Source organism: Gemmobacter aquarius (genome assembly GCF_003060865.1).
GTDB classification, from domain to species: Bacteria; Pseudomonadota; Alphaproteobacteria; order Rhodobacterales; family Rhodobacteraceae; genus Paragemmobacter; species Paragemmobacter aquarius.
Window position 1 is genome coordinate 3,405,155 of sequence record NZ_CP028918.1, and the last position, 22,858, is coordinate 3,428,012.

At 64.2% G+C, this 22,858-nt stretch carries 21 protein-coding genes and 1 riboswitch; of the genes, 8 read left to right on the plus strand and 13 right to left on the minus strand.

Annotated features, from left to right (window positions below):
* Nucleotides 1–6: 6 nt before the first annotated feature.
* Nucleotides 7–1,656 carry a peptidoglycan-binding protein gene (locus HYN69_RS21235; protein WP_216824618.1) on the plus strand — a complete coding sequence of 550 codons (1,650 nt, stop codon included), beginning with the start codon at nucleotides 7–9 and terminating at the stop codon, nucleotides 1,654–1,656.
* Between the two features lie 6 nt (nucleotides 1,657–1,662).
* On the opposite strand, the gene HYN69_RS16515 is transcribed toward HYN69_RS21235, so the two are convergent.
* From HYN69_RS16515 to HYN69_RS16560, 10 genes are all read right to left on the minus strand, one after another.
* A complete protein-coding gene (locus tag HYN69_RS16515) occupies nucleotides 1,663–2,355 on the minus strand; it encodes a thiamine ABC transporter ATP-binding protein (RefSeq protein ID WP_108437276.1) in 693 nt (230 codons plus the stop codon).
* Nucleotides 2,339–3,877, minus strand: a complete 1,539-nt coding sequence (locus HYN69_RS16520; RefSeq protein WP_108436709.1) for a thiamine/thiamine pyrophosphate ABC transporter permease ThiP — start codon at nucleotides 3,875–3,877, stop codon at nucleotides 2,339–2,341. The genes HYN69_RS16515 and HYN69_RS16520 overlap by 17 nt, the downstream gene beginning before the upstream one ends.
* Nucleotides 3,874–4,869: a thiamine ABC transporter substrate binding subunit gene (gene thiB, locus HYN69_RS16525; RefSeq protein WP_108437275.1), complete on the minus strand. Its 996-nt coding sequence runs from the start codon at nucleotides 4,867–4,869 to the stop codon at nucleotides 3,874–3,876. The genes HYN69_RS16520 and thiB overlap by 4 nt, the downstream gene beginning before the upstream one ends.
* A gap of 38 nt (nucleotides 4,870–4,907) precedes the next feature.
* Nucleotides 4,908–5,010: riboswitch (TPP riboswitch) on the minus strand.
* Between the two features lie 39 nt (nucleotides 5,011–5,049).
* Nucleotides 5,050–5,496: a GAF domain-containing protein gene (locus HYN69_RS16530; RefSeq protein ID WP_108436710.1), complete on the minus strand. Its 447-nt coding sequence runs from the start codon at nucleotides 5,494–5,496 to the stop codon at nucleotides 5,050–5,052.
* Between the two features lie 33 nt (nucleotides 5,497–5,529).
* The gene (locus HYN69_RS16535; protein ID WP_108436711.1) at nucleotides 5,530–6,606 is read right to left on the minus strand and encodes an HPP family protein; all 1,077 of its coding nucleotides are present in this window, start codon (nucleotides 6,604–6,606) and stop codon (nucleotides 5,530–5,532) included.
* 84 nt (nucleotides 6,607–6,690) lie between these two features.
* Nucleotides 6,691–7,716 carry a DNA polymerase III subunit delta gene (holA, locus tag HYN69_RS16540; protein WP_108436712.1) on the minus strand — a complete coding sequence of 342 codons (1,026 nt, stop codon included), beginning with the start codon at nucleotides 7,714–7,716 and terminating at the stop codon, nucleotides 6,691–6,693.
* The gene (lptE, locus tag HYN69_RS16545) at nucleotides 7,713–8,195 is read right to left on the minus strand and encodes an LPS assembly lipoprotein LptE (RefSeq protein ID WP_108436713.1); all 483 of its coding nucleotides are present in this window, start codon (nucleotides 8,193–8,195) and stop codon (nucleotides 7,713–7,715) included. The genes holA and lptE overlap by 4 nt, the downstream gene beginning before the upstream one ends.
* A complete protein-coding gene (gene leuS, locus HYN69_RS16550; RefSeq protein WP_108436714.1) occupies nucleotides 8,182–10,740 on the minus strand; it encodes a leucine--tRNA ligase in 2,559 nt (852 codons plus the stop codon). The genes lptE and leuS overlap by 14 nt, the downstream gene beginning before the upstream one ends.
* Nucleotides 10,741–10,808: 68 nt before the next feature.
* Nucleotides 10,809–11,042 (minus strand): DUF378 domain-containing protein, encoded by a 234-nt coding sequence (locus HYN69_RS16555; RefSeq protein WP_108436715.1) that lies wholly within the window; start codon nucleotides 11,040–11,042, stop codon nucleotides 10,809–10,811.
* Between the two features lie 70 nt (nucleotides 11,043–11,112).
* Nucleotides 11,113–11,661 carry a DUF3576 domain-containing protein gene (locus HYN69_RS16560; RefSeq protein ID WP_108436716.1) on the minus strand — a complete coding sequence of 183 codons (549 nt, stop codon included), beginning with the start codon at nucleotides 11,659–11,661 and terminating at the stop codon, nucleotides 11,113–11,115.
* A 409-nt stretch (nucleotides 11,662–12,070) separates the two neighbouring features.
* Between HYN69_RS16560 and HYN69_RS16565 the strand changes: the two genes are divergently transcribed.
* The 3 genes from HYN69_RS16565 (at nucleotide 12,071) to HYN69_RS16575 (ending at nucleotide 14,877) form a co-directional block, all read left to right on the plus strand.
* Entirely contained in the window at nucleotides 12,071–12,973 is a 903-nt protein-coding gene (locus tag HYN69_RS16565) for a porin (RefSeq protein WP_108436717.1), read from the plus strand.
* 240 nt (nucleotides 12,974–13,213) lie between these two features.
* The gene (locus tag HYN69_RS16570) at nucleotides 13,214–14,098 is read left to right on the plus strand and encodes a porin (protein WP_108436718.1); all 885 of its coding nucleotides are present in this window, start codon (nucleotides 13,214–13,216) and stop codon (nucleotides 14,096–14,098) included.
* Between the two features lie 122 nt (nucleotides 14,099–14,220).
* Nucleotides 14,221–14,877, plus strand: coding sequence for a YggS family pyridoxal phosphate-dependent enzyme (locus HYN69_RS16575; RefSeq protein ID WP_108437277.1), 657 nt, complete (start codon nucleotides 14,221–14,223; stop codon nucleotides 14,875–14,877).
* On the opposite strand, the gene HYN69_RS16580 is transcribed toward HYN69_RS16575, so the two are convergent.
* The 3 genes from HYN69_RS16580 to ribA are packed head-to-tail and all read right to left on the minus strand — an operon-like array spanning nucleotide 14,870 to nucleotide 18,403.
* The gene (locus HYN69_RS16580) at nucleotides 14,870–16,756 is read right to left on the minus strand and encodes an amylosucrase (protein ID WP_108436719.1); all 1,887 of its coding nucleotides are present in this window, start codon (nucleotides 16,754–16,756) and stop codon (nucleotides 14,870–14,872) included. The genes HYN69_RS16575 and HYN69_RS16580 overlap by 8 nt on opposite strands.
* A gap of 58 nt (nucleotides 16,757–16,814) precedes the next feature.
* The gene (locus HYN69_RS16585) at nucleotides 16,815–17,273 is read right to left on the minus strand and encodes a L,D-transpeptidase family protein (RefSeq protein WP_108437278.1); all 459 of its coding nucleotides are present in this window, start codon (nucleotides 17,271–17,273) and stop codon (nucleotides 16,815–16,817) included.
* A gap of 41 nt (nucleotides 17,274–17,314) precedes the next feature.
* The gene (gene ribA / locus HYN69_RS16590) at nucleotides 17,315–18,403 is read right to left on the minus strand and encodes a GTP cyclohydrolase II (RefSeq protein WP_108436720.1); all 1,089 of its coding nucleotides are present in this window, start codon (nucleotides 18,401–18,403) and stop codon (nucleotides 17,315–17,317) included.
* A 149-nt stretch (nucleotides 18,404–18,552) separates the two neighbouring features.
* On the opposite strand from ribA, the gene HYN69_RS16595 reads away from it, so the two are divergent.
* From HYN69_RS16595 to HYN69_RS16610, 4 genes are all read left to right on the plus strand, one after another.
* A complete protein-coding gene (locus HYN69_RS16595; protein ID WP_108436721.1) occupies nucleotides 18,553–19,239 on the plus strand; it encodes a response regulator transcription factor in 687 nt (228 codons plus the stop codon).
* 404 nt (nucleotides 19,240–19,643) lie between these two features.
* Nucleotides 19,644–20,429: an exodeoxyribonuclease III gene (locus tag HYN69_RS16600; protein WP_108436722.1), complete on the plus strand. Its 786-nt coding sequence runs from the start codon at nucleotides 19,644–19,646 to the stop codon at nucleotides 20,427–20,429.
* 60 nt (nucleotides 20,430–20,489) lie between these two features.
* Nucleotides 20,490–21,539 (plus strand): saccharopine dehydrogenase, encoded by a 1,050-nt coding sequence (locus HYN69_RS16605; protein WP_108436723.1) that lies wholly within the window; start codon nucleotides 20,490–20,492, stop codon nucleotides 21,537–21,539.
* Nucleotides 21,540–21,554: 15 nt separating this feature from the next.
* A complete protein-coding gene (locus tag HYN69_RS16610) occupies nucleotides 21,555–22,697 on the plus strand; it encodes a saccharopine dehydrogenase family protein (RefSeq protein ID WP_108436724.1) in 1,143 nt (380 codons plus the stop codon).
* Nucleotides 22,698–22,858 lie beyond the last annotated feature (161 nt).

Sequence of the window (22,858 nt, forward strand, 5' to 3'; positions counted from 1 at the left end):
AAGCCCATGTATCGCGTCACCCTGACCGCCTTGCTATTGCTAAGCGCAGCGCCCCTTGCCGCGCAGGACCGCGCCGTGATCATCGGAAACGAGAATTATTCCGACGGGGCCGACATAACCGAGGCCGACGCCGCCCTTGACGCAGTCGACCCGCTGCAAGGCGCGGGCTTCACCGTGACAAGCGGCTCTGACATGCAGGCCCCCGAGATGCGCGGCCTGCTGTCGCCCCTGATGCAAGGCACCCCCGAGGAGGGGCGGCTTGTCATTCTTCTGTCGGGCCATTTCGCACAGGCTGCCAATGATAGCTGGTTTCTGGGCGTCGAATCCTCGATGCCCGATCTCGCCACGGTCGACGGTGTCGGGGTTTCGGTCTCCACAGTGCTGGAAATCGCCGCTCAAGCTCCGGGCGGGGCGGTGGTCGTTCTGGGAACCGAACCACGCCGCCTGCCGCTGGGGCCGGGGCTTGACCCCGGCATCGGCACGGTCGCCGTGCCGCAGGGCGTCACGCTGATCCGCGGCGATGCCGCGCGGGTCGCAGATTTCGCGGCGCGCGCCTTGCCCCTGCGCGGGCAATCCATCGCCGCGATGCTCGATGCCAACCCAGACCTGACCGCCGATGGATTCCTGTCCGGTCTCGTCCCGTTCCGTCCCGCCAGCGAAACGGCGGCGGCTGATCCGCTGCCCGGACCTGATGCCGAAGCGGTTTTCTGGGAAAGCACCCAAGCCCAAGGCACGCTCGGCGCCTATGACGCCTATGCCAAACGGTATCCCAAAGGCCGCTACCTGGCCGAAGCACGGGCCGAAATCGCCCGCATCAAGGCCGAACCCCAGCGCGAGGCACGTTCAGCCGAAGAGGCGCTGGCCCTCAGCCGCGACGACAGGCGCGCCATCCAGCGCGGGCTGACGCTTCTGGGCTTTGACACCAAGGGAATCGACGGCGTCTTCGGCGCAGGCTCGCGCACCGCAATCGCAGGCTGGCAACGCAAGAACGGGTACGAAGCATCGGGATTCCTGATGCGCGAACAGATCGTCAAACTGACCGAACAGGCCGATGCACGCTCTGCCGCGCTGGAAGCAGACGCTGCCGAAAAGCAAAGGGCGATCGAGGCCGAAGACCGCGCCTATTGGCAAGACACCGGCGCCGCGGGCGACGAGGCGGGCTTGCGTGCCTATGTCACCCGCTTTCCCGACGGGATTTATGCCGATGTAGCCGCAGAACGCCTGCGCGCCATCGACGCCGCCCGCATGGGCGAGGCCGAGGCGGCAGACCGCGCGGCATGGGATCTGGCATCCCAGGAACAGACCGAGGCATCGTACCGCGAATACCTCCGCAGTTTCCCCGACGGGGCCTTTGCCGCCGAAGCACAAGCCAGCATCGACGCGCTTGGCGCCGAGGCATCGCAGGGCGATCAGGTCGCGGCATGGGAAGCGGGTGAAGCCGCCCTTGGCCTTGGCACCGGCGGACGGCGCGCGATCGAAGGCAGGCTCGATGCCCTGGGTCTGAAACCCGGCAAGGTGGATGGCACCTTCGACGACCGCGCGCGCCGTGCGATCCGGCGCTTTCAGGACTCGCGCGGGATGGAGCCGACCGGCTATCTCGACCAGACCACGACCGTCGCCCTTCTGGCCGGTGCAGTCTTGCGCTTGGGCGACTAGGCTCGGTCAGCCCAGATAATCTGCCAGCGCCTTGGGCGGGTTGGCGAACAGCCGCGCCGTATCCTCGGGTGGCTGCGCGGTTCCGTCGGCAACCAGAATGGTCTGCCCGCCAAGCCGTTGTGCGTCTTTGGGATCATGCGTCACCATCAGCACCGTGGCCCCCGTCGCGTCAGCGACCTCGGCCACCATAGCCAGCATATCGGCCTTGAGCGCAGGCCCCAGCGCCGCAAAGGGTTCATCCAGCAGCAACAAGGGCCGCGCCCGCAACAGCGCCCGCGCCAAGGCAACGCGCCCCGCCTGCCCGCCCGACAACTCGGCAGGCCGCCTATTGCCCAGCTCCGCCAGACCCGTCCGCGCCAAGGCCTGCGCGACCTGCTCTAACTGTTCCGGGGTCGGGCGAAGCCGCGGCGAAAGACCCAACGCAAGGTTCTGCATAATGGTCAGATGCGGGAACAGGTTCTGGTCCTGAAACAGGATCGTCACGGGCCGCTCTCCGGGCGACAGCGACGCAAGGTCTTGCCCCTGCCACAAAACGCGCCCGGCCTCGGGCTGCACAAAACCGGCAATTGCATTCAGCAGCGTCGATTTCCCCGCCCCCGACGGCCCGATGATCGCCACGCGGGCACCCATAGGCACCGAAAAATCGGCCACCAGCCGAAAGCCGGGTTCGGTCAGCACAAGTTTATCGAGTTGCAGCACGGCGTCCCATCCCGTCAAAAAGCGCGAAAAGCGCAAAGCTTGCGGCCACCAGCACCAGCGCCGCCCCTGCCGCCGCATCCATCCGGTAAGCGCCCATCAGACGGTGCACATACAGGGGCAAGGTGGCCCCGCTCTCTCCGGCAAAAAGCGTGATCACGCCCAGATCACCCATCGACAAAGCCGCCGCCACCCCCGCACCAAAGCCCAAGGGGCGCGCCAGACGCGGCAGCGCGACCCAGCGCAACCGCGCCACACCGGTCAGCGCCAAAGACCGCGCCAGCCTGTCGTAATCGGCATGAAGCGCCCGCGCCTCGGGCAGCAGCAACCGGTAAGCATAGGGCAGCGACAACAGCGCGTTGACCATCACGGTCACGGGCAGGGCCACAGCCTCGGGCCGCACAAAAGGCTGCACCGTCAGGAACAGCCCCGTCCCCAGCACCAGCCCCGACACCGCAAGCGGCAAGGTCGCAACCGTGTCGAACAGCCCCGCCCCGCGCGCGCCCCGCGCCACCGCCAGCGCCAGCACCAGCGCGGCCCCCATCGTGACTCCCGTCGATAAAAGCGCAACCGCGACCGACCGGACCAGCGCCGCCCAAAGCCCGGCGGGCAAATCGCCCAATCCGCCAACCCCGCGCCAGACCACCGCGCCAAGCGGCACAAGCAGGAACGCCGCCGCCAGCATCACCGCCAGCGCATCGGCCCCGCGCCTCCACCCCTTTGGCGCGCCAACCCCGATCCGCCGCCCCAAGCCACTGCCGAAACCGGCACGCCCCAGCACGGCCCAGCCCAGCGCCACCGCAACGGCCCCCAGCCCGAACTGGATCACCGCCAGCGCCGCCGCCCGTGCCGGATCATAATCGAACCGCAGCGCCTGATAGATCGCAAGCTCGACCGTGGTCGCCCCCGGCCCGCCGCCCAGCGTCAACGCCACCGCGAAACTGGCAAGGCAAATGGTGAACACCACCACCGCCGCGCCGGGCAGCACCGCTCGCAGCATCGGCCATTCCAGATGCCGGAACTGCGCGGCGGGCGGCATCCCCAGCGATTGCGCCAGCCGGAAGCGTTCGGCCGGAATCGCCTGCCACCCCATCAGCAGCATCCGCGTGACAAGCGGCAGGTTCAGGAACACATGGGCCAGCACCACCCCGTGCAGCCCGTAAATCGACAAAGGCGGCAAACCGGCCAAAGCCAAGCCATCGCTGACAATACTCGACCGTCCAAATACGGCCAACAGGCCGAGCACCGCCACGATCACCGGCAAAAGGAACGGCGCCCCCATCAGCGTGATCAGCACCCCGCGGCCAAGAAAGCGCCGCCGCGCCAGAGCCCGCGCCACGGGCACCGCCAAGGCGCAGGAAATCACCGCCGACAGCGCCGCTTGCAGCACCGTAAAGCGCAGCGCCGCCAGATCGGCAGCCGTGGGCCACAGGCTTCCCGCCCCTGCGCCCACGACACCGGCCATGCCGAGCGTCAGCCCCGCGACAAGGGCGGCGACAGCGGCCGCCCCCGGCGCGTGGCTCATTGCGCGAGCGCCGCTTGCCATTCGGCCAAAGCGCCATCGCGCGCCGCCGCCGCCTCATCCGCCGACATCAGCAGCGATTTGGCAGGGCGGAAGCGATCAAAGCCTTCGGGCAGGCCCCCAGCAGGCGTCACCGCCGGATACATCCAGTTCGTTGTCGCAATGGTCGACTGGAAGGCATCGCTGCCGATAAAGGCAAGGAACCGGTCGGCAAGCGCGGGCTGATCGGTCGCTGCCAGCTTTCCGGCCACCTCGACCTGCATGTAATGGCCCTCGTCGAACACGGCGGCGGCCTTGGTATCATCGCTTTCCGCAATCAGGTGATAGGCAGGCGATGTGGTGTAAGACAGCACCATGTCCGCCTCGCCTTCGGTGAACAACCCGTAAGCTTCCGACCATCCTGGCGTGACGGTGACGATGTTATCCGCAAGTCCGGCCCAGATATCCTTGGCCCTATCGCCGTAAGCCGCCTTGACCCACAGCAAAAGCCCCAGACCGGGCGTCGATGACCGCGGGTCCTGGATGACGATCTTCAGGTCGGATGCGGCAAGCGCCTCGAAGGATGTCGGAACATCGGTTACCTTGGTCTTGTCATAGACCATCGCAAACCACCCCCAGTCATAGGGCACGAAATCGGCATCCTCGAACGGTACGGGCAGCGTATTGGCCCATGTCTGGCCATGCGGCGCGAACAGCCCCGTGGCCCGCGCAGCCGCCGTCAGGCTGGTATCCAGCCCCAGCACCACATCGGCATCTGACGCAGCGCCCTCCATCTGCACCCGCGCCAGCAGTGCCGCGCCATCGCCCGCCGCGACGAACCGCAGGTCGCAGGCGCAATCGGCCTCGAACGCCTTTTCCACCGCAGGGCCGGGGCCCCATTCGGCAACGAAACTGTCATAGGTCAGCACTGTAAGCACAGGGGTTTCAGCCGCAGCGGCACAGGCAAAACCCGTGGCGACAGTGGCAAAACCCAGCGCAAGGATCGAAGTTTTCATGTCTTCCTCCAATTGCGACGGGACAGGTCGGGCTTGGAGGTCTTTCCACGCACCTTCCCTCCGCCGGTATGATCCGGTTCAGGTTCAACGGGTCCGCTTTCGCATCTCAGCCTGACAGGTCAGGCACCCCGAGGTGATGGTGAACATAGGCCATGCCTTGCCAGACGCAAGGGGCCGAAATCAGCCTTGCAGGCCGGAAAACAGCCGATCGCCCAGAACCGCGTCGCGGCTGTCAGCCACAAGCGACAGGTAAGCGGCCAGCCGTTCCGGCGTGAAGTGCAGGGCTTCGGCCAGCAGGTTGACGGTCGCAACGACCGTCCCGCCCGAATCGGCAAGCGGAATGTTCAACGCCGAACCCAGCCCCATCGATGTGATCAGCGCATGGTCGAAGAAATGCTGTTCGAACTCGGCCGGTGTATTGGCCAGAAAATACTGCGCCTGCCGGATGCAATGGTCGAACCACGCGTCATCCAGCATCGGTTTGGTGCCCTGCGCCGGATATTCCACCGGATGCGAGGTATAGGCGCGGCGCGACAGGCCATTGGCGCGGTCAAGGATCGACACGGTGAACAGGCGCGTGCCAAGGGCTTCGCAGTCACGGTGTAGCTGTTCGATAGGGCTTTGCATGGCACGATTAGGCCACGGCGCGGCGGGCAATGTCTAGGGGGTAGCACTTCGCAGACGGGCGGCAAGCAGCGCAATCAGGTCCGACCGCGTGACAAGCCCCGTCAGCCTGCCACCCTCCAAAACCGGCACGGCTTGCTGGTGGCCATCCGCCAACAGATCCATCAGGGTCGCGGCAGTCGTCCCGGGCAAGGCAGTTTCGACCGGCGTGACCAGATCGGCGGCGGTAACCCTGCCATCCGTCAGGCCAAGCAGGGCCGACTGGTCGATCAGCCCCGCGTAATGGCCGCCCTCGCTGACCGGCAGCGTCTTGAAGCGGTGGATGCGGAACACCTGCGCCAGCGTTTTCAAGGGCGTCGTGGGTGGCACGGTGACCAGATCGCGCGACATGATGTCGGCGGCGGTCAAATCGCCCAGATGCTGCGCTGCCGCTTCTGCCTCGGCCGCCGTGATGACGCGGGCAAGATCTTCGACCCCGATGTTCGGCGTCATCCGCAACCGGTCGAGCAGATGGCCAAGTTCGGGCGCGGTCAGCCCAAGACGGCGATCCGGCAGCGCATCCTTGGTGCCATGGGGCGAAGGCGCGGGCTGGCGGAACGGATATTTCCGCCCCGTCAAGGTGTTCCAGCCAATACCCGCGACCACAAGCAGCACCGAACCGGCAAAGACCGGCGTAAAGGCAAAGGCCCACGTCGGCGGCTGCGCCCCGCTCGCCGCGATCACCGTGGCCAGCGCGACCGCTCCGGCAGGCGGGTGGAACGCGCGGGTCACCCCCATCACCGCAATCGCAAGCCCCACGGCAAGCGGGGCCGCGACAAGCGGGTTATCCGTCAGGTGCAGCACCGCGATTGCGGCAAGCGCCGACAGCGTATTGCCCGCAATCGCGCTGAAGGGCTGGGCCAGCGGGCTGTTCGGCACGGCAAAGATCAGGAAGGCCGACGCGCCAAAGGGCGCGATCAGGGTCAGGTGGGCCAGATCGGCCCCACCCGACAGCGCCCACAGGATCAGGTCGCAGACCAGAAGCCCCAGCGCCGCACCGACTGCGGCGCGGGTGACTTCGGCTGCGTGCGGGGCAGCCATGACGGGGCCGAACATACGGATAAATCGGGTCATGGCGGGCCTTTGGTTGCCGGTTCGGTCACTTCTACAAAGCCTGCCCCCGAATGGTAAGGGGGCGCACTCCCTGAAGCCGACACGTCACCCCCGCCGTTGCGACATCATGGCCAGACGGATCAGCGCGCGCTCGATCAATGCCATGGTCGGTGCGCGCGACGTCGACCGAAGCGTCAGATCGGTTTCCACCAGCAGCGTTATCGCATCTTCCAGCTTGCGGCTGCCCCAGTTCGATGCCTGCCGCTGCATCGCGTCCCGCGCCTTGAACGGCACGCCGCGCGCCTTGGCGATGCCCGACGACACCCCGCCCGGATCGGTCACGGCAGTATGTAGCGCGCGGAAATGGCGCATGGCTGCGATGCACAGCGTGACGGCAGCGGTGCCCTGCGCCTCCAGCCTGCGAAACAGCGGCGCGATGTCGTTCTGGCGGCCCTCGGCAACGGCCATGATCAGATCATCCACCTCGGCCTCGACAGTGGCAGGCGCAAGCGTGGCAACCTCCAACGGCGTCAGCGGGCTTGGGTCGCGGTATTTATAAAGCGCGATCTTGTCGAGCGTCTGGCGGAAATCACCGGGGTCCAGCGCACGGGCAAGGTTCGCGAGATCGGTCATCGCCTCGCGGTCGATCGATGTCAGCCCCGCCTTGGCCAGCGCCGCCTCGATCTCTTCGCGGCTGGGCGGATCGTCGTAAAGCCCGGCACAAAAGGCGGCGGGGTGCTTTTCGAACAGCGTCTTGAGCGTCGATTTCGCCGTCAACCCGCCAGCCGTCACGACAATCTGCGCGTCGCCCGCGCGCCATTCCATCAGCGCAGTCTGGATCGTGGCGGTCAGCGTATCGGTCGCATCCTCGACAAAGGCGACACGCGGGCCGGGAAAGAAGCCTTGCGACTTTATCGCATCGAGCAGCGCCGCAGGGTCTTTCCGCAACTCGGCTGCGGCGATCCGCGCAAGCCGCATCTCGCCTTCGCCCTCTGGCCCGATCAGCGCCGCGATCACCTCTTGCCGTTTCAGGGCCACCCGCATCGCATCTGCGCCGAAAATCAGCAGGCCGGTCTTGGCAGGGTCGGGTTTGGCGAAATACCGCGTGGCTTCAATCCCGCGAAGGATCATGGCAACTCGGCGATCAGGCGCGTGACGATGTCATCGGCAAGGATCTGCATCAACCGCGCCGCTGCAGCCTCTTCGGCGGCGATGCCCGCAACGGTCGACCCGGTGGCCGACCACGAGGTGAAATTCCGCACCGTTCCACCGGCAACCCGCGCCTGTGTCGCGCGGTCGGTCAGGGTATAGGCGACACTGCCCTTTAGCTGATAGCGCGTGGTCTCGTTGTCGGGCGTGATGCCCCCGCTGATGCTATAGACCGTCACGCTATAGCCAAGGTCATAGGCCGGCGCGTCGGCAGCGCCAAGACGGGTTTCCAGCCGCGAGGCCAGCGCAAAATCGTTCCGCGTGGCCGGCACCTGCACCGCAACGCGGCCCCGCAGCTTTGTCCCCGCCCCTTCCGGCGCATAGGCGGGCGTAAAGCCGCAGCCTGCAATCAGCAGGGCTGCGAGCAATGACAGGACTGTGCGGCGGTCAGGCAACGACATTGATGATGCGCCCCGGGACGACGATGATCTTCTTCACAGGCGCCCCTGCAAGGAACTTGACCACAGCTTCGTCTGCAAGGGCGAGTTTTTCAACCTCGGATGCAGGCATGCCCGCAGGAACGGTGATTTCCGCCCGCCGCTTGCCGTTGATCTGGATCGGCAGGGTCACCGAATCGTCCACCAGCAGCGCAGGGTCGGCCTTTGGCCAAGCGGCCTGCGCCACAAGGCCAGCGCCGCCCAGCATATGCCAGACTTCCTCGGCAAGGTGCGGCGTCATCGGCTGCATCAACTGCGCCATGGTCAGCATCGCCCCCCGTTTCGCCGCCACGCCAGCGCCCGAACGCGACAGCGTGTTGGTGAATTCGTAAAGCTTGGCGATGGCCTTGTTAAAGGCGAAGCCGTCGATCCCGCGCGTCACCTCGTCCACCGCCTTGGCCGTGGCCTTGGCCAGCGCCGCATCTTCCGCCGGATTGGCCGCCGCATCGGCCCGCGTCAGCTCGTCCGCGATGCGCCACACACGGGCAAGGTGCTTAAAGGCCGCCTCGGCCCCCGATGCCGTCCATTCCACATCCCGCTCCGGCGGGCTGTCCGACATGACAAACCACCGCGCGGTATCTGCCCCGAAATCGGTGATGATCTTCAACGGATCGACCACGTTCTTTTTGGATTTCGACATCTTGGCCGAAGGGATCACCTCGACCACCGTGCCATCGGCAAGGGTCGCGCCCTGCTCGCTGCGGATGATATCTTCGGGCAGGTGATAGACAGGGCGGCCATTGGCGTCGGTCGTCTTGTAAATCTCGTGCGTCACCATGCCTTGGGTAAAGAGCGCGTTGAACGGCTCGATCGCGCGGGCGGGCAGATGGCCTGTTTTGTGCATCGCACGGGCAAAGAAGCGCGAATAGAGCAGGTGCAGAATCGCATGCTCGATCCCGCCGATGTACTGGTCGACGTTCATCCAGTAATCCGCATCCTCGGCCACGGTGGGCGTGGTCGCACGGGGCGCGGTGAAGCGGGCGTAATACCACGACGAATCGACGAACGTGTCCATCGTGTCGGTTTCCCGCCGCGCCGCAGCCCCGCACTTCGGGCAGGTGCAATCGCGCCAAGTCGGGTGTCGGTCCAGCGGGTTGCCCGGCTGGTCGAACGTCACATCATCGGGCAACTTGACGGGCAGGTTCGCCTTCGCCTCGGCCACCACGCCGCAGGTCGCGCAATGCACAACCGGAATCGGGCAGCCCCAATACCGCTGGCGCGAAATGCCCCAGTCGCGCAGGCGATAGTTCGTAACGCCGCGCCCCACCCCGTTCGCCTCGCATTGGGCAATCGCGGCAGCGACCGCTTCCTCGCCGGTCTGGGTTTCAGCACCGGCAAAGCCGCGCACATAGCGCACGCGCTCGGATTTCATCGGAACGAAAGCTGCGGCAAGCGCCGCCTCCTCCGCACCCTCGGCCACAAAGACCGGCTTGATTGCCAATCCGTATTTCGAGGCGAATTCGAAATCACGCTGGTCATGCGCCGGGCAACCAAAGATCGCGCCGGTGCCGTAGTCCATCAGGATGAAGTTGGCGATGTAAACCGGCAGTTCCCAACTGTCATCGAACGGGTGCAAGACCTTGATGCCCGTGTCCAGCCCGCGCTTTTCGGCCTTTTCCAACGCCTCTTCGCTCGTGCCAATGCGGCGACATTCAGCGACGAATTCGGCAACCTTCGGATCGTGGCGTTCAAGCTGCTTTGCCAGCGGATGGTCGGGCGAGATCGCCGCAAAAGACGCGCCAAGCAGCGTGTCGGGGCGGGTCGTATACACCTCGAGCCGGTCGAATCCTTCCGGCGCGCCCGTGGTGGTAAAAGCAAACTGCAGCCCGCGCGATTTGCCGATCCAGTTCGCCTGCATCAGGCGCACCTTTTCCGGCCAATCCTTCAGCGAATCCAGCGCCTCGAGCAACTCGCCCGAATAGTCCGAGATGCGGAAGAACCACTGCGTCAGCTCGCGCCGTTCGACCACCGCCCCCGACCGCCAACCGCGCCCGTCGATCACCTGTTCGTTGGCAAGCACGGTCATATCGACCGGATCCCAGTTCACCACCGCGTTCTTGCGGTAGACAAGGCCCGCTTCCATCATGTCGATGAACATGGCCTGTTGCTGGCCGTAATATTCAGGGTCGCAGGTGGCGAATTCGCGGCTCCAGTCGATCGACAGGCCAAGCGGCTTCATCTGCGCCCGCATGTCGGCGATGTTGCCGTAAGTCCATTCCTTGGGATGCCCGCCCCGCTCCATCGCCGCGTTCTCGGCGGGCATGCCAAAGGCGTCCCACCCCATCGGATGCAGCACCGAAAACCCAGACGCTGCCTTGTATCGGGCGACCACGTCCCCCATCGTATAATTCCGCACATGCCCCATATGGATGCGCCCCGAAGGATAGGGGAACATCTCCAGCACGTAATACTTGGGCTTTGCGGGATCGCGCCGCGCCGTAAAGGTGCCAGCGGCCTCCCACTCGGCTTGCCATTTCGGTTCGGTCTGGCTTGGTTCGTAGCGCGACATCAACTGTTCCCCGGCGTATCCTGCGGGCGTGGTTATACCCGCAGGTGCGCCAAGGTCCAGTGATTGCGCTAGCGCGTCGTGTCGCGCCGGACCGCGACGGCATCGCCCGACAGCGTCCGCAGCCACGGCCCGATCTGCCAAAGCGCCGAAAGGCCGACAAGAATATAGACGATCCGCGCCAAGGCGGCATCCTGCCCGCCGAATATGGCCGCGACCAGATCGAACTGGAACAGCCCGACAAGCAGCCAATTGATACCGCCGATGATGATCAGCAGAAGCGTGATGATATTGATGGTGCGCATGTTTCCCTCCGCCGGAATGCGAAAGGCCAACCATGCGGCGCGGATAGGGTTCCCGCGCAGGTTGCAAAGGTCAGAGATTGCTGTCCTGAATCCGCAACTGCCGTGCGCGGGTCAGAATGGCATCCTCGACCGCGCGCACCGTTTCAGGCGCGACGGGGCCACCACCACGGCTTTGCAGCGCAACCTTCAGGCTGCGGGCATCAAGCGCGGGATCCTGCACATAGATCGTCGCCCGATACGCACGGCCCGATCCGGGCGGCGTGCCATAGCCCGTGACGATCACGCCGGTAAACGGATCAACCGATTCGACGGGCAGGAAGTTCAGCACGTCGAGCGAGGCTTTCCACAGATACTTGTTCACCTCGACCGTGGTGTTCGGATCATCTGCATTCTTGAACAGATCGAACAGCGTCGAGCGCGGCTGATCTTCCCCGCTCGCGCGGGCGAGTGCTGCACGCTGTGCGTCGGCGCGGGCCTTCGAGTCGGCCTGCTGCGCGGATGGGATGCCCCCGCGGCGGAACGGGTTGCTGTCACCGCTGCCGATTCCCGTGCCGCACCCTGCGAGCGCGAGAAGAATGCCGCCGACCAGCGCGATCCGTGCAAAGCGATGCAGGTCCATGCCCACCCCCGTTAACCTGTCGGGTCGCGGCAGCTCTTCAGCCGTTTCCCTGTTGGGGTTGTCTAGCCCAGCGATCCCGGCGTGCCAAGGCTTTTCCCGGCACGGCACAGATCGCCTCGCGCGCACGTGTGGCGCACGTGTGGCGTACGCGCGGCCGTACGTGCGGTCGTACGTGCGGTAGCAGTGGTATGGCGTCAGCCGGGACGTTCTGCAGATCGCGGGGGCATTCGGCAGCCAATGGCCAGCGATCCGCAGCCCGGCGGGGGTGTGGCCGAGTTGCACCACGCCGGACCGCATTAAGAACGATTAACATGCGAGCGTTGCATTCGGGTCTGTAAGGAATGATTAACGATCCATCCCCACTCCGGATTCCCCTGGGCTGGGTTCCTTACAGACAACGAGGGAAACTATGAAAAAGATTCTTCTTGCGACCACGATCCTGGTTGGCACCGCTGGCTTCGCCGCTGCCGAAGTAACCCTGTCGGGCGACGCCCGCATGGGTGTGACCAACAACACCGACTCGGGTGATACCGAATTCTCGAGCCGCGCTCGCGTCAAGTTCACCATGTCGGGCGAAACCGACGGCGGCCTGTCGTTCGGCGCTTCGTTCCGCGCTCATGAAGCAGGCGACGCAAACGGCAACACCGAAATGTCTTCGGGCTCCGTGTTCATGTCGGGCGCTTTCGGCACCATCACCATGGGCAACGTTGCCGGCGCTGCTGAAGCTGCCGTTGGCGACCTGTCGGGCGTTGGCTACACCGGCCTCGGCGACTTCTCGGACACCGTTTTCCTGACCGGTGACGGCGCAGAAGGCGAGCCGATCGTCCAGTACGCCTACACCGCTGGCGACCTGTCGGTCTACGTGTCGACCTCGGACGGCGCACAAGTCGAGAACTACGCTCTCGGCGTCGGCTACAAGATGGGCGACTACAACTTCGGCCTCGGCTACGAATCGTCCAGCAACGCGTTCGGCGCTCCGGATGGCGCGACGCACCTCGTCGCTTCGGTCGGCGGCACCTTCGGCGCGATCTCGGCCAAAGCCGTCTACGGCAAGGCTGACGTGTCGGGTCTCGACGCTGACCAGTACGGTCTGTCGGCAACCTACACCGCTGACGCTCTGGCTGTGACCGGCTTCTACAAAGTCGTCGACACCTCGGCTCTGCCGGGTCCGTTTGGCAAAACCACCGCAACGGGCATCGGCGCTTCCTACGACCTCGGCGGCGGCGCTGCGGTCAAGGGCGGTGTTGTCAACGTCGACTTCGGCCCCGTCGATGACTCGGTCTATGACCTGGGCGTGACCTTCTCGTTCTGATCCACGGATCAGGGCGATACGGAAAGAGCGGGCCTCGTGCCCGCTCTTTTCTTTTTTACGGCAAACACTTAGCGCCATTCATGGCCGCGGGGGGTGATGCGTTAATGCACCTTGGTGTGGCGCGACTGCACCACGGGTCTGCGTTTTGCGGGATCTGACAACCTTTGCGTTCCCAATCACCGCAATCGCAGATTAGTAAGCATCCATCGAAGTGTTTGATAACCCGTAAGGAGAGTACCTATGAAAAAGATCCTGCTCGCCACGACCATGTTCGTCGCAGCCTCCGCCGCCGCCCACGCCGAAGTGACGCTGTCGGGCGACGCCCGCATGGGTGTGACCAACAACATCGCCTCGGGTGATACCGCGTTCACCAGCCGCGCTCGTCTGAAGTTCACCATGTCGGGCGAAACCGATGGCGGCCTGTCGTTCGGCGCTTCGTTCCGCGCCCATGAAGCTTTCAACGCCAACCGCGACGCCCTCACCTCGGCAGGCTCCGTGTTCATCTCGGGCGCTTTCGGCAAGCTGACCATGGGCAACGTTGCTGGCGCTGCCGAAGCAGCCGTCGGCGACCTGTCGGGCGTTGGCTTCACCGGCCTCGGCGACTACTCGGATACCATGTTCCTGACCGGTGACGGCGCAGAACCCGAGCCGATCGTCCAGTACGCCTATACCGCTGGCGATCTGGCGGTTTATGCCTCGGCTACCGACGGCGTGACCCTGAAAAACTATGCTCTTGGCGTGTCGTACACTATGTCGGGCTACAACTTCGGCCTCGGCTACGAATCGACTGACGCAGCTGACGGCCCGGGCGTTGACGGAACCCACCTCGTCGCTTCGGTCGGCGGCACCTTCGGCGCCGTCGCGGCAAAAGCAGTGTACGGCAAAGCCGACATCGGCGCTGGCACCACCACCCAGTACGGTCTGTCGGCAACCTACACCGCCAACGCTCTGGCTGTGACCGGCTTCTACAAAGTGGCCGACGCTGCTACCAAAACCACCGCAATGGGTCTCGGCGCTGCCTATGACCTCGGCGGCGGCGCTTCGGTCAAGGGCGGTCTTGTCAATGTCGACGTCGACGGTATCGAAGACACCGTGTACGACCTGGGCGTGTCGTTCGACTTCTGATCCATCAGAACCTGATCGTGAAAGGGCGGGCCTTGTGCCCGCCCTTTTGCTTTTGCACCCCGCTTTGCCATGGCATCCGCAGCGCAGGGCGCTATCTTGCCGTCAAACAGACGGGGGGCGGCATGTCGCTTGCGGATATTTCGGCGCGGATCGTTGCCGCCACTCAAGCATCGGGGCGCGATGTAAATTCGGTGCATCTGATCGCAGTTTCCAAGGTGCAGCCGCTAGAACGGGTCGAATCCGTGCTGACCGCCGGACACCGCCTGTTCGGTGAAAACTACGTGCAGGAAGCAGCAGGTAAATGGCCCGACCTGCGCGCACGTTTCGGCGCGGTTTCCGTGCATATGATCGGCCCGCTCCAGACCAACAAGGCGAAAGTCGCCGTTGAACTGTTTGATGCGATCCACACAGTCGACCGCCCCTCGCTGGCAGAAAAACTGGCCCGCCTGTCACAGGACCGCGGTCAATGCCCCGAGCTTTTCGTACAGGTCAACACAGGGGCCGAGCCGCAAAAGGCAGGCGTCCTGCCTGACGATCTCGACGCTTTCCTGACCATGTGTCGCGGCCTAGACCTGCCCGTGCAGGGCCTGATGTGCATCCCGCCCGAAGGCGAGGATTCGGCCCCGCATTTCGTGATGCTCGCAGCCATGGCCGCACGAAACGGCCTGTCGGGCCTGTCGATGGGCATGAGCGGAGATTTTGAAGCCGCAATCGCAGCGGGCGCAACCCATGTGCGCGTCGGGTCGGCAATTTTCGGGGCGCGGACCTACGCTAACTGATCCACGCACGGGCAAAAGGCGGCAGCGCAACCATCCCGTCATGCACCGCAACCGGCAGGTCCGACAATTCGTCATGCAACCGCACGGTCCCCTGCGCGCGCAGCCAGCTTGCAGGCAGATGCACCCAGTCTTCCGAAAAGTTGAACAAACACAACAGATTGCCGGTCGGCGTCTCACGCGTAAAGGCAAAGACTTGCGGCGTGTCGCAGGGGATGACGCGGGTCGCATTGCCCGCGTGAATCGCCGCTGTTGCGCGGCGGCGGGCCAAAATGTGCCGCGTTCCGGCAAAGACCTGCGCTGCGGGCGTCTCGCCGCTATGGCGCGCTTCGGCAAGCTGCCAATCCATCTGCGGGCGATGAATCCAACGGCTGTCATGTGCATGCTCGGGCACCGTTTCGTAGCTGCGGTCATTCAGCAGCGCCAGCTCGTCCCCCATATAGATCAGCGGTATCCCCCCGAAAGCCGCGATCAACGCATGGCCCATCAGGATACGATTGATCGCATGGTCGATAGCCGTTCGGTCATTGGCCCCCAGCGCCGTTTCAAGCCCCGCGAGCGAGGCGAAACTGCCGGAAATCCGTTTGTCACCCGTGGCTTCGTTGTGCTGGAACAGCGCCCCGCGCGAAAACGTGCCGGGAAAACTGCCTTCGTAAAAATCGGACAGATACGCGCGGTGCGCGGGGCCGGACAGGCCAAGCGCCGCCGCATCCTCATCCGTCACCGCCCAGCCGATGTCATCATGGCAGCGGATATAGGTGGCATAGGTCGCATTGGTCAGTTTCGGCGGGAAGTGGGTCGCCAGCACATGGCGCATCATCCGCGTGTCACGCGTGGCCAGCGACGACCAGAACTGCACCATCAGGCTGTTGTGATAGGCCAGGTTCCCGGTCCGTCCGTCATGGATGCCACGGCCAAGATAGGGCAGCATCTCGGCCGGTGCGACAATCGCCTCGGCCAGATGGATCGTCGCAGGTGCTGCAATCCGCGATGCCGCACGCAGCGCCTGCAAGATCATATGCACCTCCGGCTCAGACTGGCAGCGCGTTCCAAGCCGTTTCCACATGAAGGCCACAGCGTCCAGCCGCAGAATATCGGCCCCCCGATTGGCGAGGGTCAGCATGATGTCGGTGATCTCGAGGAACACCCAAGGGTTGGCCCAGTTCAGATCCCATTGATGTTCGTTGAACGTCGTCCAGACCCATTTCCCGAAATCCGGATAATGCGTGAAATTGCCTGGCGCGTTGTCGGGGAACACCTCGACCAGCGTTTCTTCATAGCGCTTTGGAAGATCGGGCGCGTCGAACATCAGGTAGTAATCCTGATATTTCGCATCCCCCTTCGCCGCCTTTTTCGCCCAGGCATGTTCCTTGGCCGTGTGGTTCAGCACCAGATCGATGCAGAGCGAGATGCCGTTTTCGCGAAAGGTGCGGGCCGCGGTTTCGAAATCATCCATCGTGCCATAAGCGGGGTTGATGGTGCGGTAATCCATCACCGAATACCCCCCGTCCGAATCGCCCGGGCGGGGTTTCAGGCAGGGCATGAAATGAACGTAAGTAATGCCCAGTTCTTTTAGATAATCCAACCGATCCAACACCTTGGGGATCGTGCCTGCAAAGCGGTCGATGTAGAACACATAGCCCGCCATATCGGGGCGCAAGAACCAGTCAGGCTCCAGATCACGCTGCAGATCGAGCCGTTTCAGGTCGGCAGGCCGCGCCTTCCACGCCTTGCCAAGGGCTTTCAGAAGCGCCTCGCGAAAGGCCGGATAATCAGGGCGATGGCCATAAAGCGCATCCAGCATGGGCCAAAGATCGGGCGCGCTGCGGTTCAGGCGCAGCGCGAAAATCTCGTCATCCGTAACGGACGGCGTCTTGACCATAATCGCTTCCTCCGCAGACGGGCGAACTATAACCGCTCCAAAGCGGTTTGAAAAGCGGTCAGGGACGGATGATCAGGCGGCTTTCATGCCGGATGCGGTTGGCGATCCACAACAGGTCAGCCCTTGCGAAACCCACGCAGCCCGCCGTGCCATGGCGCGGCCTGCGCCAGGTGTGGACAAAAATCGCCGAGCCGCGCCCCGGAACGGAAAAGGGCCAGTTCCAGTCGGTCAGCAAGATCAGATCATACATCGGATCAGGCCGCGTCAGGCGTTCATGGCCAAACCCGTGGGGCGCGCGCACCATCAAGTTGTAATCCGGATCACGCGGATCATCCGACCACAGGTCCGACGGACCAAAGGGCAGCGCCCAGTCCGGCAATTGCCGGGGCGACAGGCGGTCAGGACGATACAGCATCCCGACGAAGCGGTGCGTCCCAAGCGGCGTCTTTCCGTCCCCCTCGCGCTTGCGATCGGTCACGCCGTCCTTGCCGATCGAACAGGGAAAACGCCGCCCCATGAAGCGTGCACCAAACGGCGTGACAACCAGATCAGACGGCTTCACAAAAGATGCCCCGACTTCGCAGCCTTGGTCGCCAGATAGGCCGCGTTCTGCTCGGTCTGGCCAACATGCAGCGGCACGCGTTCGGTCACGGTCAACCCGCAGCTTTCCATCATGGCCAGCTTCTTGGGGTTGTTGGTCAGCAAACGTACCGCCGAAAACCCCATCTGCCGCAGAATGCCCGCACCTATGCGGAAATCGCGCTCGTCATCCTCGAACCCCAGCCGGTGATTGGCCTCGACCGTGTCAAACCCCTGATCCTGCAGGGAATAGGCGCGCATCTTGTTGGCAAGCCCGATCCCGCGCCCCTCCTGGTTCAGGTAAAGCAGAACCCCCGCCCCCGCCGCTCCCATCTGGGCCAGCGCCGCCTTCAGTTGCGGGCCGCAATCGCATTTCAGACTGCCCAGCACATCGCCCGTGAAACAGGCCGAATGCAGGCGCGCCAAGACCGGAAGCGACCGGTCTGGCCGCCCGACCTCGATCGCGTAATGCTCTTCGCCCCCGTCTTCGGGCCGAAACACATGCAACCGCCCCGCAGCAGCCGCCTGCATCGGCAAACGGGCATGCACAACGTCATGCAGCGGCGAAGACCGCGTAAGTTCCGGCAAAATCTCTGAAAGCGGCAGCAGCGTCAGCCCGTTCTCACCCGCCAGCGTCAACCCGTGCGGAACGGCCACCAGCAGCGCCGCAGGCAGCAGATGCGCCGATTTCACCAATTGCAGCGCCGCGCGGTGCAAAACGGCGGTCCCCTCGCGCAAAGACCGCAGCGGCCCCTTCAGCGGCACGCGCAAATCATCGGCAGGGTCGGCCAGCGCCCGCAGCCATTCGGTCCCCACGTCCGCCGGAACGGCGATCCGCGCAAGATCGCCGTCGTAAGCACGGGCCTTCAACGTCTCGGCCCGCCGCGCCGTCAGGGCAAGTTCGACCGCCCCCTGCACGCGCAGCGCGGCAAGGCGTTCAACCGACAGCGCCTCGACCGCGACGCACAGCATCGCCTGCCCTTCGCCCGTCAGCACCACGGGCACGCCCATGCGCAAATCGCCGCGGGCACGGGCAAGGCGTTCGACGATGGAAGGACGCAGCGGCATGAAACTCTCCTGTCCGCATATCTAGGGCGGTGCTCGGCAAATTGAAACATAGCCCGCTCCTGCGACACGTCCGCGTGAGGGTTTTGTCGCATACCTTGCCGCGAAAGCGAGCCGGACGCATCTGTGACACAACCAAGACGGAGGTTCCCATGGCCACGCTTCGAAAGATCTTGCTGGTAGACGACGATGACGACCTGCGCGAAGCGCTGAGCGAACAGTTGGTGATGACCGAAGATTTCGACGTGTTCGAGGCCCGCACCGGGGCCGAGGGCATGGAAAAGGCCAAGGCCGGGCTTTACGATCTGGTGATCCTCGATGTCGGCCTGCCCGATACCGACGGGCGCGAACTCTGCCGCCGGATGCGGAAACAGGGCGTGAAATGCCCGGTCTTGATGCTGACGGGGCATGATTCGGATGCCGACACTATTCTGGGGCTGGATGCGGGCGCGAACGACTACGTGACCAAGCCGTTCAAGTTCCCCGTCCTGCTGGCCCGCATCCGCGCGCAGTTGCGCCAGCACGAACAATCGGAAGACGCGGTGTTCACGCTGGGGCCCTATACGTTCAAGCCCGCGCAGAAAATGCTGGTGGATGAAAAGGATAAAAAAATCCGCCTGACGGAAAAAGAAACCAACATCCTGAAGTTCCTCTATCGGGCACAACAATCCGTAGTTGCAAGGGATGTGCTCCTGCATGAGGTCTGGGGATATAACGCAGGCGTCACCACCCACACGCTCGAAACCCACATTTACCGTCTACGTCAAAAGATTGAACCCGATCCCTCCAACGCGCGTTTGCTTGTTACCGAAAGCGGCGGATACAGATTGGTCGCTTAGGGCCTTATTGTTGCCGGATTCGATACCTATATCTGTATCGCAAGTTGCAGAGAGTTCCCCTTGTCGTGTCGGGGTTATGGCACGACACCCTCCCTGTTGGACCTGGCCGGGCTTCAAGCCCGGCCTTTTTTTGCTTTACAGCCACAGGTAGACTTTTAGCTGTAGCGGTATACATTTTCGTTAAGGAATTTTATACGAAGCCGTGCTAAACAAAGCTCACCTCCCTGTTGGACTTCGGCCCGGGCCAGCGCGCCCGGGCTTTTTTTATGCCCCCGCAAGCGGCGGGGAACCCGGCTTATCCAAAATACCCGCCCTTTCACGCTTGGCCCGGTTTTTCAGGTCTCGGGGCTGTGCTCGGGGCCGCAAGGTGATAGGACGGACAAGGATAAAAGGGGGCTTGGGGCATGTTCACGCTGGCAACTTGGAACATCAATTCGGTGCGGCTGCGCGAAGGGTTGGTGGCAAAGCTGATGGCCGACGAAGGCCCCGACGTTCTGTGCCTGCAGGAATGCAAAAGCCCGGTCGACAAGATCCCGGTCGATACGTTCCAGTCGCTGGGCTACACCCACATGGTCGCCCGCGGCCAAAAGGGCTACAATGGCGTCGCGATCATCTCGAAACTGCCGCTCGAAGAGGTAGGCGCGCGCGATTTCGCCACGCTCGGCCATGCCCGCCACGTGGCGGCGCGGCTTCCGAACGGGGTGGTGATCCACAATTGCTACGTCCCGGCAGGCGGCGACATCCCCGACCGCACCCAGAACGAGAAGTTCGGCCAGAAGCTCGATTTCCTGACCGAGATGCGCGACCATTTCTTTGCCGAAAGGCCCATGCGGTCAATCCTTGTGGGCGATCTGAATATCGCACCGCGCGAAGATGACGTCTGGTCGCACAAGGCGCTCTTGAAAATCGTCAGCCACACCCCGGTCGAGGTCGAGCATCTGGCGCAGGTGCAGGACGCGGGCGATTGGGTCGATGTGACGCGGGCCGACATTCCGCAGGGCTTGCTCTATTCATGGTGGTCCTATCGCGCCGCCGATTGGGACGCCGCCGACAAGGGCCGCAGGCTCGACCATATCTGGGCGACCCGCGACATCGCCGCCGCCGGACACGCCAGCCGCATCCTGCGCCCCTGCCGCGGCTGGGAACAGCCAAGCGACCACGTCCCGGTCTTTGCCAGCTTCGATCTGTGACAGGACTTTAACCCGCCGCGCAATCTGCTAGTCGTTTCGCCAAACGACGGGGGATTTGCGATGACGCATCTGTGGGTCAGGGCCGAACAGCGCCCGAACGAGGAACGTGTGGGCCTGACGCCCGAAGGGGCGGCAGCCCTGCTCAAGGCCGGGCTGCGCGTCACGGTCGAACGCTCATCGGTGCGGGCAATCGGGATCGACGGCTATATCGCCGCAGGCTGCGAGATTGCGGCCGAAAATTCATGGCCCGATGCGCCCCGCGATGCGATCATCTTCGGGCTCAAGGAACTGCCCGAAGACGGCACGCCGCTGCACCACAAGCACATCATGTTCGGCCATGCCTACAAGGGCCAACCCGCAGGGCGCGAGCTTCTCAAGCGGTTCAAGGCGGGCGGTGGCACGCTCTATGACCTTGAATATCTGGTGAACGAAAACGGCCGCCGCGTCGCCGCATTCGGCTATTGGGCAGGCTTTGCCGGAGCCGCCGTCGCGCTGCGGGTCTGGGCAGCCCAGCAGCGCGGCCAGATCGCGGGGCCGGTGGCGAAATACGCCGGAAAGGCCGAACTGATCGCCGATTTGCAGCGCGAACTGGGCACCGCAAAGCGCCCCGAGGCGATTGTCATCGGCGCCTTGGGCCGCGTCGGCACTGGCGCATCGGACCTGTGCGAACAGATGCAGGTCAAGGTCACGAAATGGGACATGGCCGAAACCGCCAGCGGCGGCCCATTCCCGCAGGTGCTCGAGCACGAGATTTTCCTCAACTGCATCCTCGCCTCTCCCGGTTGCCCGGTCTTCGTGCCCGCCTCCGCCAAGACGGCGGCGCGGCGGCTGACCGTGATCGGCGATATCGCCTGCGATCCGACCTCGGATTTCTCGCCCATCAAGGTCTATGACCGCGCGACCGACTGGAACGCACCGGCCCTGCGCGTGGCGGAAAATCCACCCCTCGACGTGACGGCAATCGACAACCTGCCATCCCTCTTGCCGGTCGAATCATCGCAGGATTACGCCGCGCAACTCTTGCCCAGCCTCTCGACGCTGGTTGATCTGCAAAGCGGCGTCTGGGGACGGGCCAAAACGGAATACGACCGCCACGTGGCGACGGTCTAAGGGGAGAAGACGGATATGACGATTCATTGGTGCGGAACGGGGCTGTCGTCGGTGCCGGGTTTGCGGCGTCTGATGACAGGCGGGCACAAGGTGGTGGTCTGGAACCGCACCGTCGAAAAGGCACGCGAAGCCGTGGGCGATCTGACCGCCGACATCCGCGCCTATTCGCTCGACGCGCTGGCTGCGGCGCTGCAGCCCGGCGATGTGGCAATCTCGATGCTGCCCGCCGACCAGCATGTCGGCATCGCCAAGGTCTGTCTGGAAAAGGGGGCGCATTTCGTTTCTTCCAGCTATATCGCGCCGGAAATGAAGGCGCTTGATGCCGAATTCCGCGCCAAGGGCCTCGCTTCGGTGAACGAGGTCGGCCTCGACCCCGGCATCGACCACCTGATGGCGCATGATCTGGTGGCCCGCTACAGGGCCTCGGACGCCTATCACCCTGAAAACGTGCTCTCCTTCACCTCCTATTGCGGCGGCGTGCCCAAGGTCGCCAACGCCTTTAAATACAAGTTCTCGTGGTCGCCGCTGGGCGTGCTAAAGGCCCTGCGCTCGCCCTCGCGGTCGCTCAAGGATTTCGCCGAATTCAAGGTGTCGCGCCCTTGGGATGCGATCACGGCCTATGACGCAGCCCTGCCCGTGCCCGAAAGCTTCGAGGTCTATCCCAACCGCGACAGCTACCCCTTCATGGCAGATTACCGCTTCGATCCAGGCTGGAAGGTCAAGGATTTCGTGCGCGGCACGATCCGCCTGAACGGCTGGGCTGACGCATGGGCCCCCGTGTTCCGCGAGATCGAAACGCTCGAAGGCCCCGCAGGCGATGCGCGTCTGGCCGAGATGGCCGCAGGCTTCTGGGCGGCCAATTCCTATGACGAAGGCGAAGCCGACCGCGTCGTCCTCTTCGTGTCGCTGAAAGCCGAACGCGACGGCAAGACCGTCTGGCACGAGGAATGGTCGATGGACGCATGGGGCGACGAACGCGGCACGGCGATGGCGCGTCTGGTGTCGGTGCCGGTGTCGATGGCGGTGGAATCGGTGCTTGCGGGCGAAATCGGCGCAGGCGTCCACGCCGCGCCGCATGACCCTGTGCTGATCGGCAAATGGATGGGGCAAATCAAGGGTCTGGTGCAGTATCTCGACCGCATCGACCATCTGGCCTGACCACCGGGGGTCTTGACCCCCGGACCCCCGGCGCTTTGCGGGGCGGGGGGCGGTGCGGTACGCACCGGGGGGGGGGCGAAAAGCCCCTCCCTTTCTGTCCGGGCATCGCGCAGGGGGCTTGCCCCGGTGACAAAGCGCCTGATCTCCGGGTAGGATCATCC